A 14,633-nucleotide genomic window follows, 5' to 3' on the forward strand; every position below is an offset into this window, starting at 1 on the left:
CACGCGAAGCCCTGGCCCACATGGGAGATAACGGTCAGTTTCAGGCCGGCTCAGTCGTCCAGGAAGAAGTCGTGCTGCTCCGCCGCCTGCTCGTACTTCTCCAGTCGCGTCTGCGTGCGCTCCGGGTCCGCGTCCGCCATGGCCTGGAGGATGCCGGCGGACAGCACCCCAGGCGCCGCGTAGGAGTCGAAGACCAGCCGCGAGCCCGTTCCCGCCGTGAACACCTCATCGGCCTCTTCGCCCAGCGGCCCGAGCGCGAGGTCCGTGATCAGCGCGACGCGCAGCCCCACACCGCGGGCGGCGCGCACGACCGCGAGGGTCTCCTTGGCGTGCCGCGGCATCGCGAAGGCCAGCACCCACGTGCCGCCCGCCTCGCGCGCCTGGAGCAGTGCGTCGAAGGCGACGCTGCCACCGCGCGTCACCACCCGGACATCGGGGTGGATGCGCCGCGCCGCGTACGCGAAGTACTCGGCGAGCGAGACCGAGATCCGCAGGCCGACGACCGTCAGCGGGACGGACCGGGCCAGTTCGCGGCCGATGTCGACGACGCGGTCGGGGTCGGCGAGGACGCGCCGCAGGGCCGTCAGGTTCTCGATCTCGGCATCGATCGCCGACTGGAGCTCGTTACGGTGCCGCTCCTCCCCCTCGCCGGGCGCACCGGCGACCGCGCTGAGCGCGATGGGCTGGAGCGCCTCCCTGAGCGCGGGGTAGCCGCTGAATCCCAGCGAGGAGGCGAACCGGGTCACGGACGGCTGACTGACCCCCACCCGCTCCGCGAGCTCGGTGATCGACAGGAACGCGGCCTCGGTGAGGTGATCGGTCAGGAACTGGGCGATACGCCGCTGCGCGGGAGACAGCCGGTGCCCGCCGAACAGCGCCCGCACCCGCTCGGCGGGAGAGGCCGCTCCGACGCCCGCCTCCGCTTTCGCCTCCGCCTCGGACGAGCGCCTGCCCGGCGTGATCGCGGCTGCCTGTGCACGCGCCTGCTGCCCGGATGCCACGGGTGTCTCCTTCTCGTCTCGCTGCCGCCCAAGATAGTTCACCCGCGCCCCGCCCCCACGAACCCGAGACACCGGCCCGTCGGACGGCGCGCCGTGACACCGCCGCGCATGCCAGGACCTTCCTGAAAGCGGCTCCGCGGCAGGGGGTTTGGCGAGCGGGCGCGGAACTCTGATCGCCGGAACCTCGTCGACGTCGCCTTCGACGATGATCACACCGGTCATGCCGCCGACGATCTGCTCGGCGATGGATCCGTGCAGGTGCGGGTGGTACCAGTACGTACCGGCGGGATGGTCGTCCGGCACGTGGACGGTGGTCATGTACCGCGGTTCCGCGGCGCCGGCGGCGACCTCGGCCAGGGCCCGCGGGGCGAACTCGCGCAGGACGTTGTCGGCGTGTCCCGACGGAGAGACATGCATCCCGTGGGTGTGGAGGTTGAAGCTGTTGGGCGAGTGCGGTGTGTTGTGTCCACCCGAGTGGGGCGGGTTGGGCGGAAGGCCGTTGACGTGCGTCAACCGCAGGGTGTGCCCGCCGCGCACCCGCAGGGTCGGGCCTGGGATCGCCCCGTTGTACGTACGCGTGATGATCCGGCCGTAGCCCGGCACGGAGACGTCGGTGAACCAGACGTCGAGCGTCTGCTCCAGCACCGGAGCTCCCGCCCCGCGCATCGGTCGCGAGGCCGATACCACCGGCTGCGGAAAGGTGCTCGGCACCGCGCCCGAACGCCGCCCCGGCGGGGAGCCTCCGGACATCGCCGCGAACCGGCGGCAGGAAAGGCCTTCAACACCGATCGACGGCTGGCACCACCGCTTGCTCCCACAAGCGAGCAACCTAGATCAACTCGGTCAGGGCGAAGCGGACGGCGCACCGTTCACACCACGCACAGGCCATAGGAACGGCCGGTCGCTCGAACCCAGGGTGGCTACGGGGAGGGCCGTTGATCGGGACAGGGCGTGACGGGTGCCCGACATCGTGACGCGTCGGCGTCGGCCACGGCGGTTACGTCGGTCCGACGCGCCGGCCCTCGCCCGCTACCGCTCAGACCCCTCCGTCGCCCGCTACCAGACCTGGCGCACGCCGATCGATCGGGCGGAGGCAGAGGCGGTCGTCGCCGGGTACCTCACGGACAGTCCCGACGGCCCCGGCCTCTTCCAGTACGCCGTCGAACACAACCAGCGCCCCGGCTTGATCGGCGATCTCCATGTCGAGGCCGAGGCCGGCCTCCGGCTGGCAAGGGTGGGCATCACGCCGGCGCCGGACATGCGGCATCGGGGCTACGCGACCGAGCGGGAGTCGGTGCGGTAGACCGTCGTCCGGTGCGGCGGAGGCGGCTGCAAGACGATCAGCGCGTTTCAGTACGGTTGCTCCATGGAAGATCAGCGTCGTCAGGGTCGGGACGGTGCCCAGCTGGGGAGCGGGCAGGCCGCCGTGGGTGAAGGCATCGCGCCGGAGATGACCGTGTTTGCGTGCGCTGCCTGCGGTGCTGGTCTGACCGGGCCGCTGAAGCGACTGCCGGTGGTGCCCGAGGCTCCCGACCACGCCTGGTGGGAGGCGGAGGAAATGGGGCCCTCACCAGCCACTGTGCCGTCGGGCTGCTACGCGATCGAGACGGAACCCTACGGCGCACCTATGGTCGTTGCCGAGGCACCCGGGCCGGTGATGCCGCGCCACGGAAGTCGCTTCAACATCGACGGGCAGCCACTGGTCTCGCAGGGACCGCGAGGCAATATCGTTGTGAACCCGGACGACAGTCGCGGGTTGACGACGCGACACGCCTCCCCCGCATGCTGCGGGGCGACTCCCCATGGGGGACTCAACCAGGTCTGCGCCTGCGGAACACTGGTCGCGACCCTCTGCTCCGACTGCTGCCTGCCGTACGAGCTGCACCTCTCGCCCGACCGCGTCCTGGCCTTGCCATCCCACTCGCCCGGCTCCGACCTGACTGCGTGAGCCGGCGCGCCGCGGCTCGAACCAGGACCGGACCTCACCTACGAGCCAATCGTCCCGTCACCGAACTCGTACTTGAACGGGTGAACGGGCAGCACGCCGATGAATGCCCCTCCCCCATTCACCTGCCCAGCGGGTCGACTGGTGGCCATGGGTAGCCCAGTTGCTGAGCATCATGCGAACCTCCCCAGACCTCGGCAGTGCCACGTGGATCGCCCGCGGTCAGCCGCGCTTCCAAGCGCTCGGCTTGGGCCGATGGGGCGTCCTAGTCGCTCCTCCTCCAGCACATCCAGGACGCCCAACAGCTGGCTGTCGTCCTGCGTTTCTGCGCAGACAAGGGCGTCGAACTCCTCTTCTGCTGAGGTCGAGGAGGTTCCGGAGTTCCGTCCGCCCCTGTCCCCGCCGCAGTTACGGGACACCCCCTGACAAGGCCCCCAGCGGTGTTCCGCCGGCCGGCGACACGCGTCGTTTGCGAATGGCATGACTTCGCCGCCCCAGGATGCCAGGATCCGTCGCCGGAATCGCTGTCGATCGGGGGACGGGGGACGAGTTCCGGTGCTGCGCATACACTTCACGCCCGAGGACTTCGCACGCGTCAGGGTGGTGACCAACCCGGATCCCTTCTGGGAGATCGTGTGCAGCCTCCACCGCCTCCAGACCTCTCAGGGACGGTGGGCCTACGCCGAGTGGTACCGCAACGCCTGGGGCCCCGTCGCCGGCACACCGCTCGGCCGCGCCGTGCGACGGTTGCTCGTCCCTCTCCTGCCCCGGGCCGCGTACTTCCCCGACTTCCTCACCCCGTACGAGGCCATGGCCGGCCTCAAGGCGGGAGCCGCCGCCATCCTGGACACCCCGGCCGCGCGCATCGCCCATGAACTCCGCCTGCTCGACCAGGTCGCCGGCACGACCGCCTGGGCCCGCGGTCTCGTCGCACGCGAGCGCAGACAGGAACTCCTCGGGCTGCTCTGCGCCTACCACGATGCCGTCATCGCGCCGTACCAGGACCACATGGCCGCCGACATCGCCGGCGAACGGGCCGTACGTGGCCGCCAGGCCCTCGACGCCGGCGTCCACGGGCTCCTCGCCGCCCTGACCACCACCGCGCGCTGGCGGCCCCCGGTTCTGGAGCTGGACTACGTCGTGGACCGTGACCTGCGGCTCGACGGGCGCGGCCTGTGTCTCGTCCCCTCCTACTTCTGCTGGCGCACCCCCATCGCGCTGGCCGAGGACAGCCTGCCGCCCGTCCTCGTCTACCCGCTGCACGACACCCGTCGCCCGGAGCCCGACTGCCCTTCCGACGCCTCCCTCTGCGCCCTCCTCGGCCGCACCCGCGCCGCCGCGCTCCAAGCCCTCGCGCTCGGCGCGACCACCAGCGAACTCGCCCGCAGGCTCGGCGTCTCGCCCGCCACCGCCGCCCACCACACCGGCGTCCTGCGCGAGGCCGGCCTCATCACCACGCGCCGCTCCCTGAACACCGTCCTGCACACGCTCACCCCGGTCGGCGCGGCGCTTTTGCGCCGTTGAAGGGCGCGCTCCGCCGCCTGACGTCGGCTATTCGAGCAGGATCGAAGGTCGTGGAACGCTTTACGGCGCCCTGCGAGAGTTCTCCGCGAAGCACGCCCAGCACCACCACGGACACCAACTACCGATGGGGGTTCCATGAAGCGCACCATCGTCGCCGGCGCACTCGCGCTGGTCTCGGCCGCGGCGACCAGCGCGGCGATCGCTCCGACGGCCTCGGCCACCACCTCGTCCTGCGTGGCCTCGTCGCTCACCACGGGCGGCTACGGCGGCGTCGGCACCATCCGCTACAAGTCGTCCACCAGCACCTGCGGCGACCTCAACCTGACCTACTCGAACGACTCGACGTCCACCGCGGGCGACCGGTACGCCGGCCGGCTGCGCAGCTCCAGCGGCACCTGGAGCACCTGCGCCAAGGGGTACGTCTGGGCCTCGGACGGCTCCCACAGCGTGAGCGACTCCACGTACTGGCTGTGCACCGACGTCAACGACGGCACGCCGTTCACGGTGGCCAGCTACTACGACGGCGGCGACTCCGTCACCATCACGCACTGACCCGGGCCCGGTGGCCGTCGTCGAACAGTCGATCAGTCAGAAGGAGTGGACCGACATGGGCCGAACGACTCGGCACCGGCTCGTCCGCCGCATCGCTGTCACGGCGGCCACCGCTGCCCTCGCCGCCGCCTGCTCGGCGGCCCCTTCCTCCCCGCCGTCACCGCAGGCGCGGCCGGGCGCGCCTGCCCTGGTCTCCGTCACTTCGGCCCGCGTCGATCACGTCCTGCCGGACGACCCCACCCGCATGCTGTTCCCGACAGCCGGTGACGAGACCCGTTGGACGCAGGGCCTGGACGCCTTCGCGCAGCAGATCGCGTACGCGGCCGCCTCCTCCTGCGCGCGTCGGGGCGGCTTCGTACTGCCGCCGGAACTGCCACCGCCCGCGTTCATCCGCCTCTTCGAGCTGCCCGATCTGGACTTCGTCGCCCACCACGGCTTCAGCCGGAGCGCCGACGTCCCCATGCCCGCGCCCGGCCCGGGTTCCGCCGCCGCGCGCACGGGGGACGCCGCCGAGATCCGCCGCTGCCAGGCCGAGGGCGGCGCGGCGGCCAACACGGTCCGCAAGCGCTACACCGCGCTCCAGCAGCGCTGGTTCCAGCAGCTCACGACCCTGCGGAGGGACCCCGCCACGCTCGCCGCCTTCGCCGGCCTGCCCGCGTGCCTGGCCGGCCAGGGCGTCCAGGCGCAGAGCGAGGACGACTTCTTCGCGCAGGTCGACCGGCGAGTGCAGCAGGCGGCCACCGAGGCCGATGCCGGCCGTGAGGACCGCGCCCTCGGCCACGCGTACGCCACGTGCATGCGCCCCGTGGAGGACGTACGTGTGGCGGCGCGCGAACGGCTGCGGACCCGCTTCCTCACCGAGCACGCCGCCGAACTCGGCACGCTCCGGAAGACGTTCGTGCCGGACCTCCACGCCGCCGAGAAACGCTACGGCGTGGTGCTCTCCTTCCCGGCGCCTTGACGGATGGTCCTCGGGGTCGCGGGCCTGCTCGCGCGCGGAGGCCGCTGATTCCATACGAGCGTATAGCGCCAGAAGAGCCGTCGTCGCAGCCGGGCGCCGGGAAGGATCTCTCCGGCTTCACGGGCGATGTCGCCGAACGCCATGTCCGCTGGGCGAGTAGCGGCCGTCATGGCAACAGGCCGCTGTGAAGGCCGGCCTTTGTTCTTCAGCCAGCCGGTCACAGCGTTCGCCGGGACGGCGATGGCACCCAGGAGGTGGTCCGCCGGCGACTGGGCGCGGGACAGACCGACGGCCACCAGAGTCCCTCCCGGCGCCAGATGACGGCGGAACCGGGCCAGCGTCTGCGCGAACGGCACGTGGTGAATCGTGGCGACGCACGTGATCACGTCGTAGGGGCCGGCGGGGAGCTCGGCCCTCGCATCCGCGACGGTGAAGGTGACAGGGAGAGACGAAGGAGTGAGCCTCCGGGCCTGTGCCGTGATCTCCGGATCCGAATCGACGGCCCGGACGGAGTCGGCCCGTCGGGCCAGCAGCCTTGCCAGATCACCGCTGCCGGAACCGACGTCCAGGGCGCGGTGGAAGCGCGGGGGCAACTGCCGCAGGATCCAGCGGTGGTAGTGGGCGTTGTGGTCCCAGGGGTACGTGGCGTTGAACCGTTCAAGAGCCCGCAGGACACGGCGTGACAAGATCTTCATCTCCTCATTCCATCGACTTCCCGCGGACAGGCGCTCGACGGCCGCACCGGGATTCCGGGAAGCGGAAGCAATCTGATCGATCCTGCGCAAAACTTGCTCCACAAGCGGTCAGACTCCCGCTCGCAGTACCTAATCATGGGGGTAAATGTGAACTGGTACCTCGAAGTCCTCAAGAAGTACGTGGTGTTCAGTGGGCGTGCGCGCCGCAAGGAACACTGGATGTTCTTCCTGTTCAACATCATCGCGGTGGTCGTCGTCGCGACGGTCGACCTTGCGCTCGGCACCTTTCCGCTGCTGTACCCGATCTACTTCCTGGCCGTGCTCCTGCCGCACCTCGGCGTGACGGTGCGCCGCCTGCACGACACCGGCCGCTCCGGCTGGTTCATCCTCTTCGGGCTGATTCCGCTGGTCGGGGGCATCATCCTGATCGTCTTCCTCGCCGCCGAAGGCGAGCACGGCTCGAACGCCTACGGCCCGAACCCGAAGTCGGCCATGGCCTACTGACCGACGGCCTCCTGACGGTCCGCGCCGAGGCCGAGGCGACAGCCGGCCGGCCGGCCGCTACACCGTATGGAAAAGGATCTTGTGCTTGCCCGCGAGGAGAGGGTCGGCCTGCATGAGCTTCGCCTGGACGGTCGTGCCCAGGTGGAGCTTGGCGGCGGACGTGATCCTGCCCACCACGGCGGGTTCCGCCAGGTGCACCGTGCCTTCCTCCGGCTTGCCGTCCTCCGCGTCGGTGTTGATGACCGTGCCGCTGAAGACCTCGCCCACCCGGTTCTTGAGCAACCCGGCCTCGGCCAGGTCCACCGCGCGCCGGTCCGCCACCTTCCCCTTCCCCCGCGCCATGTCGCACGGCAGGCAGTACAGGGCGTCGAGCACCCACTTCGGCGGGGCCTGGCCGGCGCACGCGGCCACGCACAGTTCACCTGCGTACCGGTCGATCAGACGCCGCAGCGGCGCCGTGCAGTGGGCGTACGGGGCCGCGATGGCCGCGTGGACCGTGTGCTCCGGGACGTGGTGGTCGCGGAAGGTGGTGTACTCCGCCTTGAGCAGCATGGCGGTGGCCTCGCTGAGGAAGGCCATGTGCTTCTGCTCAGCCGGATCGAGGGAGTTGACCAGCGTGGCGTACGAGACTCCGGGCTTCCAGTCGATGCCCAGGAGTTTCGCGATGTCGTGCACGCGCTGGACCACGTGCTGGTCGGGCTGCGCCTGCTGGGTCCGCAGGATCCCGGTGCCGCTGTCCAGCATGATCCGGGCCGCGGCCATTCCGGTCATGAGGGAGATCTGCTCGTTCCAGCCCTCCACGGGCAGTGTCTTCACGTAGCTCAGCCGGAACGTTCCGTCCTTCAGGGTGACCTCCTGGTCCGGCAGGTTCACCGAGATCCCGTCGCGGGCGGCCTCGACGGCCTCCCGCAGCTTCCCGATCTCGCGCAGCAGGGCGACGGGCTCCTCGGCGGTCCCGGCGTCGATGTCGTGCTGGACGCCCTGGTAGTTGAGCTTGGCCCGGCTGCGGACCTTGGCGCGGCTCACCGTCGAGTCGGTCACGTTGCCGTCGGCGTCGAGGTCGTGCTGCCACAGCAGGGCGGGGACGATCTGGTCCGGGAGCAGGCTGGCCGGCCCTTCGGAGATCGAGGGCGGGTGCAGGGGCACCTTCAGGTCGGGGAAGTACAGCGTCTCGATCCGGTCGCGGGCCTCGGCGTCCAGCGGGCTGCCGGGCTTGACGAACGCGGCCACGTCGGCGATGGCGTAGTGCACGCGGTAGCCGCCACCGGGGCGCCGCTCCAGATACATGGCCTGGTCGAGGTCCCTCGAGTCCGGCGGGTCGATCGTGAACAGCGGGAGGTGGGTGGCGTTCTTGTCGGGCAGACGGACCGCGGCTTTGGCGTCCTCCGCGGCTTCGAGCACGTGCGCGGGGAATTCCGTGGGCGTCTTCAGCTCTGCCCGGAGCTGCTGCAGTGCCGGGAGCAGGGCGTCCTGGGCCTCGCGGGACATGTGCATTCTGCGGCGTCGCATGTCTTGAGCGTAGGGCGGCGACCAGTCGGTGGCACGGTGGGCGGGGCCGGGCGGGGGGCGGAGGAGCGGGACGGAAGACGCCGGCCGCGTCATTCGGGGCGTCGGCCGCGGCCCCCATACGGGGAGCAGCTCGTCGTCAGTGCGCCCAGGGCAGTCGTACCGCCTCGATTTCGCGGTCGTTCAGCAACGCGTCGATGAGGGCTGGGGGCCCGGCGACCTTGGTGGCCCACAGGTCGTAGTCGGTGCACAGGACCCAGGACCGGTCGTCGGCCCAGAGGTTGGACGGGCTGAAGTCGGCCTCGGAGTGGTCGTAGAGGATCTCCGCGTCGCCGAGCCGACCCGCGCGTACATGGAGCGTGTCGAAGTCGGCCGCTCCGAGCATCAGCGGGTTGTAGTACGCCAGGCAGCGGGTGTCGGGGCCCTCGGGGCCGTACCGGGTGAGGAGGGCGATCAGCCGGGTCCAGGTCTCGCGGTCCAGGCTTCCCTCGGTCGGCGGGACCATGCCGAGGGGCCAGCTGCCGTCCTTCTTGGCCGAGGGGAAGCAGCGATAGGAGGGCATCAGCCCGTCGGGTACGGCCGGGTCGCCGGTCCTCCGGGCGAGTTCGGCCCAGCGCAGCCGTCGCCAGCCGGGGCCCGGGTGCCGGGCACGGCCGAGCCCTCCGCCGGTGGCGACGCACACGGCATCGAGGTCGATGCCCGCGACGACGTGGGGAGCGGCGCTCCCGTCCGCCAGGCGTGCCTTGCGGTACTCCTGGTACGACACGTCGGCCGGCCCTTGCTCGTGCTCGTACATGGCGTTGAGCACCCACACCGCGTCGGGCATCGCCGGGGGCATGAATCCGGTGACGCCGTCGCCGCACAGCGCCGACAGCCAGTCGGTCGCCCGGGACGGCGCGAGCGGCCACAGGCTTGACAGCGAGTTCGACTCCTCGGACATGCGTTCATGGTCCCAGGCACGCCGCGGCCTGCTGGTCGGCGGGGGCGTGCCAGGACGCGCCCGCCGTGATCCGCTCCTTCGACTCCCCCGCCTTACTGCCGTCCGCGGCGTCAAGGTGCCTCCCGCCCTCAAGGATCCGCCCCAGGGGCGGGAGGGACCTTCACCGCCCGGTGGCGCCGGCCCTCACCGTGCGGTGGGGGCCTCCGTCGTCATCCTCATCCGCAGAGCGCCTCCTTTTGCCACGCCTTCAGCGCGCCGTCGATGGGATGCGGCTGTGGGTTCCCCGCCCCGTCCGGCTTGTTCCACCTCATCAGGTTGAGCGCTATCGACATCTGGCGGCCGCCGTCGGCGCGGGTCATGGACAGCGTGCCGGCACCCCAGACCGTGCCCGCGTTGCCCCAGAACGTGCCGCAGCCCGGGATGTCGGTCCTCTCCAGGCCCAGGCCGTAGGCGGCTGTCGAGCCGTCCAGTTCGATCACGGGAGTCGTGCGCTGCATCTCCCGCAGCGACGCACGGCTCACGATCCGTCCGTCGAGGAGTGCGCCGAAGAAGCGGTCGAGGTCGTTCATGGTGGACACCAGGTCGGCCGTGCCGGCCACCCACGACATGTTGTAGACGCTGTAGTCGCGCGGCGGGTCGATCAGACCCCACAGCGACTCGTACATCCGGGCGTGCGGTCCCTTGATGTCCGTTCCCGTCGGGAAATAGGTGTGCTTCAGGCCCGCCCTGAGGATCACGTTCCTCGTGATGTAGTCCTCGGCCCGCTCACCGGTCACCTTCCCCAGCAGCTCGCACAGGATGAGGTAGTTGGTGTTCGAGTACACCCCGGGCGTGCTGCCCGGCTCGGCCGCCGGTGGTGCCGAAAGGCCCAGTTCGATCAGCTCCGCCCGGCCGAACTGACGGAAGCGGTTGTCGTCCAGGCTCTTGGGCGAGGGCACCTGGAGCGACGGGAAGGCGTACGGGATGTAGTCGGGGATGCCGCTGGTGTGGTTCAGCAGCATGCGGACCGTGATCGTCCGGCCGCGTTCCCCCGGGACGAGGTCGGGGAGGTAGTCGGCGATCGGCGCGTCCAGGCGGATCCTGCCCTGTTCCACCTGCTGCAGGATCGCCGCCGACGTGAAGGTCTTGGTGATGCTGCCCACGCGTTGCAGCATGTCGGCAGTGACCGGGCGGCCGGTGGCCGCGTCCGCCGTCCCCGCGGCGCCGCGCCACGTCCGGCCGGAGTTCCGTACCTCCGCGAACACCCCCGGCACGCCCGCCTCGTGGACACCGTCCAGGGCCGACCGCAGTCCGGTCGCCTCGTCCGAGGCGCTGTGCGGCGGAGCCGCGGCCACCGTTCCCGCCCCGAGGGTGAGCGCGGCCATGCCACCGCACAGGGCCATTCGGATCTTCATGACTGTCGTCCTTCCTTCCTCACCATCAGTCGGTCAGCGCACGCCGCAGCGCGTCCGCGATCGCCGCCATCTGTCGCTGTGACACCTCGGCCGAGAGGATCGCCTGCGAGCCGTGGAAGGTGCCCGGCCACTGGCGCAGCTCCACCGACACGCCGGCCTGCAGCAGCCGCACGGCGTACGCGATGTCGTCGTCGCGGTTCGGGTCGTACTCCGCGGTGGCGATGTAGGCCGGCGGCAGGCCCGACAGGTCCTCGGCCCGCGCGGCCGCCGCGTACGGCGTCGGGGTCGCCGAGCCCAGGTAGTGGCGCCAGGACTGGGTGGCGATGTCCCGTGTGACCCACGGCGTCTCGGTGAAGTTCCGCTGCGACCAGGTTTCCTGGCGGTCGTCGAGCTGGGCCTCGTTGAGCAGCTGGAAGCAGATGCGCGGGCCCTGCTCGTCCCGGGCCCGCAGGGCCAGGGCGGCCGCGAGGCCGCCGCCCGCGCTGTGCCCGGCGACCGCGAGCCGTTCGGGGTCGAATCCGAGTTCGGCGGCGTGCCCGGCGGCCCAGCGCAGCACCGCGTACACGTCGTCCAGCGCGGCCGGGAACGGGTCCTCGGGGGCCGTCCGGTAGCCCACGGAGATCACGACCGCGCCGGAGCCCTGAGCGACTCGGGCGGCCCACGCGTGTTCGGTGTCCACGTCGCCGACGACGTATCCGCCGCCGTGCAGCCAGATGACGGCGCCGCGCGCCGCGCGCGGACGGTAGATCCGCACCGGCACGTCGGGACCGGCGGGCACGAGACGGTCCTCGATGTCGAGGCCCGTGGTGTCGGGGACGGGCCGGGCGGCGGCCAGCTCGGCGTACTGCTTGCGTTCGGCGACCGGGTCGGTCAGGTCCGCCTTGGGGAACAGGGGCACGAATGCTTGGAGTTCGGGGTCCATGACGGCAATCCTGGCGGCCGCCCCGCGGTGATTCATCCGCCATCCGTCGCGCGAACCGGTCCGATCGCGCGCCACCCGGCGCGCCGTGGCCCCGGTGCCGCGCGACGGCCGCTCAGAGGTGGCCGTCGAGGAACTCCCGTACCTCGGCGATGGTCATGGGCCCGGTGCCGTGCGCCACCGCCTCTCCCCCGTTCAGCAGGACGTACGAGGGGGCTCCGGTGACCTCGTAACGCTTGGTCGCGGCCGGACAGCGCGTGATGTCGGTGCGGACGACCGTCAGGCGGCCCGTGTACTCCTGCCCGATGTCACCCACGACGAGGTCCATGGCCCGGCAGGGTTCGATCGCTTTCGGCCACGTCCCGATGAAGTACGCGAGGACCGGGACCGTGCTCATCCCGAGGATGAAATCGAATTCCGCGTCCTCACGGGGTTGGTGAAACCGCTTGGCCATGGAAGCTCCTGATCTCGCGTGCCGTCGTTCCGGCCCATCATCCCCCGCTGGGCGAACGTCGGTGCGACGCGACCGAGTGAAGCGGCCGTACGGCTTGAGTGGCCGACGCGCCGGGGGTGGACGGTAAATCCGTCGACAGCACGCTCGGCGCCCGGCAGAGTGGCCGCCCGTGACGAGCAGTGAACTGTGGACCCGTGCGACCGCCGACCGCTACGACGCCGAGGAGACCGAGATGTCCTCGGTCGCCGTTCTCGGACCGACTCTCGCCTTCCTCGCGGACCTTGCCGGAGACGGCCGGGCACTGGAGTTCGCGATCGGGACCGGACGAGTGGGCGTCCCGCTCCGGGAGCGCGGCGTGCCGGTCGTGGGCATCGAACTGTCCGAGCACATGGCGGCGGTGCTGCGGCGCAAGGTCGACGAGGACACGCTGCCGGTCGCCCTCGGCGACATGGCCACCACCGTCGTTCCCGGCGAGTTCGCCCTGGTCTACCTCGTCTACAACACCATCACGAACCTGCTCACGCAGGACGAGCAGGTCGAGTGCTTCCGAAACGCCGCACGTCATCTGGCGCCCGGCGGCCGATTCGTCATCGAGCTGGGCGTGCCGCCCCTGCGGTTCCTGCCGCCCGGCCAGGTCGCGGTGCCGTTCGACGTCTCCGAGCGGCATCTCGGCTTCGACACCTTCGACCTCGTGGAGCAGGTTCTCGTCTCGCACCACCTGACCCTCGACGGCGACGACGGACGCTACCGCCGCGGCCGGTCCCGGCACCGGTACGCCTGGCCGGCGGAGCTCGACCTGATGGCACGGATCGCCGGGCTCGAGCTGGAACGTCGCGTCGCCGACTGGGACGGTGCGCCGTTCACGCAGGACTCCGCGAAGCACATCTCCGTGTGGCGCAAGCCGGCCTGAGTCTCCCATGGGGATACGCGCGCGGCTGCGGGACCGGCGTCGCACGTACGCTGCGATCATGAACGACCCCGTACTCACCGCCCGCGAACTGGTCCGGGACCGGTTTCCCGCCGCCCGGGCGGCCTTCCTCGCCGGCAGCGTGCTGACCGACCGCCGGACGCCCACCTCCGATCTGGACGTGGTGGTTCTCCTGGACGGGCCGCCCGCGCCGCTCCGGGAGAACCTCCTGTACCGAGGCTGGCCGGTGGAGCTGTTCGTGCAGACGGAGGCCTTCTGGCACAGTTTCGTGGAGCAGGAGACCGCGAAACGGAGATCGCCCCTGCTCGCCATGTGCGCCGACGGCATGCTTCTGGTGGACGCCGACGGGCTGGGCGCCTCGCTGCAGGCGGAGGCTCGCAGGCGCTGGGCCGCGGGCCCGCCGCCGCTCTCTGATCACGAGCGTGACTACCAGCGGTACATCCTGACCGACCTGCTCGACGACCTGAGCGGCTGCGCGGACCCCGCGGAGCGCGTGTACCTGGTCTCGCACATCCTCCAGCGAGCGTCTGAGCTGGTCCTGCTGATCGGCGGGCACTGGCTCGGCTCAGGCAAGTGGCTGTCACGCCGGCTGGCCGCGGCCTCCCCCGCCGCGCACAGCGCGCTGTCCGAGGCCGCCCCCCGGGCGATCACCGGGGACACGCAGGGTTTCGCCGCCGCGGTGACGGAGGTACTGGATCTGGCGGGCGGCCCGTTGTGGGACGGATACGCCATCCGGTGACCGGTCGATCCGGAATGACGTTCGATTCCAGTGCCCCCTTCGTCGGGTCGAGTCCCCGGCGCGGCGCGTTCGCAGATCTCGCAGCGGGCCGGGATCCGCATTGTCGGTAGCGTGATCATCTGACGCATGGACCGACCATGCGCCCGGCCGGCTCGTGCGAGGGCTGCCGGCGGAGAAGTAGCGAGGCTGCCATGAGTGAACTGACGAAGCCCGAGATCCACCTTCCGGAGGGCGAGGCTCCCACCGAGCTGACCATCCGCGACCTCGTCGTCGGGGACGGGCCCGAGGCGAAGCCGGGCCGGGTCGTCCAGGTTCACTACGTCGGGGTCACCTTCGAGTCCGGGAAGGAGTTCGACGCCTCCTGGGACCGGGGCCAGCCGTTCAAGTTCGCCGTGGGCGGCGGCAGGGTGATCAAGGGCTGGGACCGGGGCATCAGGGGGATGAAGGTCGGCGGCCGACGCGAGATCATCGTTCCGCCGCGCCTCGGCTACGGCAAGCAGTCGCCGACGCCGTTGATCCCGGCGGGCTCGACGCTCGTCTTCGTGGTGGACCTGCTCTCCGTGGTCTGATC

Annotated in this window: 16 protein-coding genes and 1 pseudogene; 9 read left to right on the top strand and 8 right to left on the bottom strand. The window is 71.0% G+C overall.

Going from position 1 to position 14,633, the window contains the following annotated elements:
* Nucleotides 1–50 precede the first annotated feature (50 nt).
* Both ABT041_RS04940 and ABT041_RS04945 read right to left on the bottom strand, forming a co-directional pair.
* On the bottom strand, nucleotides 51–1,001 hold the full coding sequence (locus ABT041_RS04940) for a MurR/RpiR family transcriptional regulator (protein WP_351179996.1): 951 nt from the start codon (nucleotides 999–1,001) through the stop codon (nucleotides 51–53).
* A 207-nt stretch (nucleotides 1,002–1,208) separates the two neighbouring features.
* A pseudogene (locus tag ABT041_RS04945) lies at nucleotides 1,209–1,751 on the bottom strand (multicopper oxidase domain-containing protein); the annotation flags it as partial.
* A gap of 208 nt (nucleotides 1,752–1,959) precedes the next feature.
* Here ABT041_RS04945 and ABT041_RS04950 point away from each other — a divergent pair.
* The 5 genes from ABT041_RS04950 (at nucleotide 1,960) to ABT041_RS04970 (ending at nucleotide 5,983) form a co-directional block, all read left to right on the top strand.
* Nucleotides 1,960–2,304 (top strand): GNAT family N-acetyltransferase, encoded by a 345-nt coding sequence (locus ABT041_RS04950; RefSeq protein ID WP_351179086.1) that lies wholly within the window; start codon nucleotides 1,960–1,962, stop codon nucleotides 2,302–2,304.
* Between the two features lie 63 nt (nucleotides 2,305–2,367).
* Nucleotides 2,368–2,949, top strand: a complete 582-nt coding sequence (locus tag ABT041_RS04955; RefSeq protein ID WP_351179089.1) for a hypothetical protein — start codon at nucleotides 2,368–2,370, stop codon at nucleotides 2,947–2,949.
* 552 nt (nucleotides 2,950–3,501) lie between these two features.
* The gene (locus tag ABT041_RS04960) at nucleotides 3,502–4,470 is read left to right on the top strand and encodes a helix-turn-helix domain-containing protein (protein WP_351179092.1); all 969 of its coding nucleotides are present in this window, start codon (nucleotides 3,502–3,504) and stop codon (nucleotides 4,468–4,470) included.
* A gap of 135 nt (nucleotides 4,471–4,605) precedes the next feature.
* On the top strand, nucleotides 4,606–5,022 hold the full coding sequence (locus tag ABT041_RS04965) for a hypothetical protein (protein WP_351179095.1): 417 nt from the start codon (nucleotides 4,606–4,608) through the stop codon (nucleotides 5,020–5,022).
* A gap of 55 nt (nucleotides 5,023–5,077) precedes the next feature.
* Nucleotides 5,078–5,983, top strand: a complete 906-nt coding sequence (locus tag ABT041_RS04970) for a hypothetical protein (protein WP_351179098.1) — start codon at nucleotides 5,078–5,080, stop codon at nucleotides 5,981–5,983.
* Here the strand turns inward: ABT041_RS04970 and ABT041_RS04975 are convergent.
* Nucleotides 5,950–6,678 carry a class I SAM-dependent methyltransferase gene (locus tag ABT041_RS04975; RefSeq protein WP_351179999.1) on the bottom strand — a complete coding sequence of 243 codons (729 nt, stop codon included), beginning with the start codon at nucleotides 6,676–6,678 and terminating at the stop codon, nucleotides 5,950–5,952. The two genes, ABT041_RS04970 and ABT041_RS04975, sit on opposite strands and share 34 nt — an antisense overlap.
* A gap of 147 nt (nucleotides 6,679–6,825) precedes the next feature.
* Here ABT041_RS04975 and ABT041_RS04980 point away from each other — a divergent pair, with 147 nt between their 5' ends.
* The gene (locus ABT041_RS04980) at nucleotides 6,826–7,182 is read left to right on the top strand and encodes a DUF805 domain-containing protein (protein WP_351179101.1); all 357 of its coding nucleotides are present in this window, start codon (nucleotides 6,826–6,828) and stop codon (nucleotides 7,180–7,182) included.
* A gap of 57 nt (nucleotides 7,183–7,239) precedes the next feature.
* Here ABT041_RS04980 and ABT041_RS04985 read toward each other — a convergent pair whose 3' ends face one another.
* From ABT041_RS04985 to ABT041_RS05005, 5 genes are all read right to left on the bottom strand, one after another.
* The gene (locus tag ABT041_RS04985) at nucleotides 7,240–8,691 is read right to left on the bottom strand and encodes an RNB domain-containing ribonuclease (RefSeq protein ID WP_351179104.1); all 1,452 of its coding nucleotides are present in this window, start codon (nucleotides 8,689–8,691) and stop codon (nucleotides 7,240–7,242) included.
* Nucleotides 8,692–8,827: 136 nt separating this feature from the next.
* Nucleotides 8,828–9,628 (bottom strand): hypothetical protein, encoded by an 801-nt coding sequence (locus tag ABT041_RS04990; RefSeq protein WP_351179107.1) that lies wholly within the window; start codon nucleotides 9,626–9,628, stop codon nucleotides 8,828–8,830.
* Nucleotides 9,629–9,843: 215 nt separating this feature from the next.
* Nucleotides 9,844–11,022: a serine hydrolase domain-containing protein gene (locus tag ABT041_RS04995; protein WP_351179110.1), complete on the bottom strand. Its 1,179-nt coding sequence runs from the start codon at nucleotides 11,020–11,022 to the stop codon at nucleotides 9,844–9,846.
* A gap of 25 nt (nucleotides 11,023–11,047) precedes the next feature.
* On the bottom strand, nucleotides 11,048–11,944 hold the full coding sequence (locus ABT041_RS05000) for an alpha/beta hydrolase (protein WP_351179113.1): 897 nt from the start codon (nucleotides 11,942–11,944) through the stop codon (nucleotides 11,048–11,050).
* 112 nt (nucleotides 11,945–12,056) lie between these two features.
* Entirely contained in the window at nucleotides 12,057–12,395 is a 339-nt protein-coding gene (locus ABT041_RS05005; protein WP_351179116.1) for a thioredoxin family protein, read from the bottom strand.
* 169 nt (nucleotides 12,396–12,564) lie between these two features.
* Here ABT041_RS05005 and ABT041_RS05010 point away from each other — a divergent pair, with 169 nt between their 5' ends.
* From ABT041_RS05010 to ABT041_RS05020, 3 genes are all read left to right on the top strand, one after another.
* Nucleotides 12,565–13,305, top strand: coding sequence for a class I SAM-dependent DNA methyltransferase (locus ABT041_RS05010; RefSeq protein ID WP_351179119.1), 741 nt, complete (start codon nucleotides 12,565–12,567; stop codon nucleotides 13,303–13,305).
* Nucleotides 13,306–13,363: 58 nt separating this feature from the next.
* On the top strand, nucleotides 13,364–14,062 hold the full coding sequence (locus tag ABT041_RS05015) for a nucleotidyltransferase domain-containing protein (protein ID WP_351179122.1): 699 nt from the start codon (nucleotides 13,364–13,366) through the stop codon (nucleotides 14,060–14,062).
* A 191-nt stretch (nucleotides 14,063–14,253) separates the two neighbouring features.
* Nucleotides 14,254–14,631 (top strand): FKBP-type peptidyl-prolyl cis-trans isomerase, encoded by a 378-nt coding sequence (locus tag ABT041_RS05020; RefSeq protein ID WP_351179125.1) that lies wholly within the window; start codon nucleotides 14,254–14,256, stop codon nucleotides 14,629–14,631.
* Nucleotides 14,632–14,633 lie beyond the last annotated feature (2 nt).

The sequence above is a fragment of the Streptomyces sp. NPDC002825 genome (assembly GCF_040295385.1).
GTDB lineage: Bacteria > Actinomycetota > Actinomycetes > Streptomycetales > Streptomycetaceae > Streptomyces.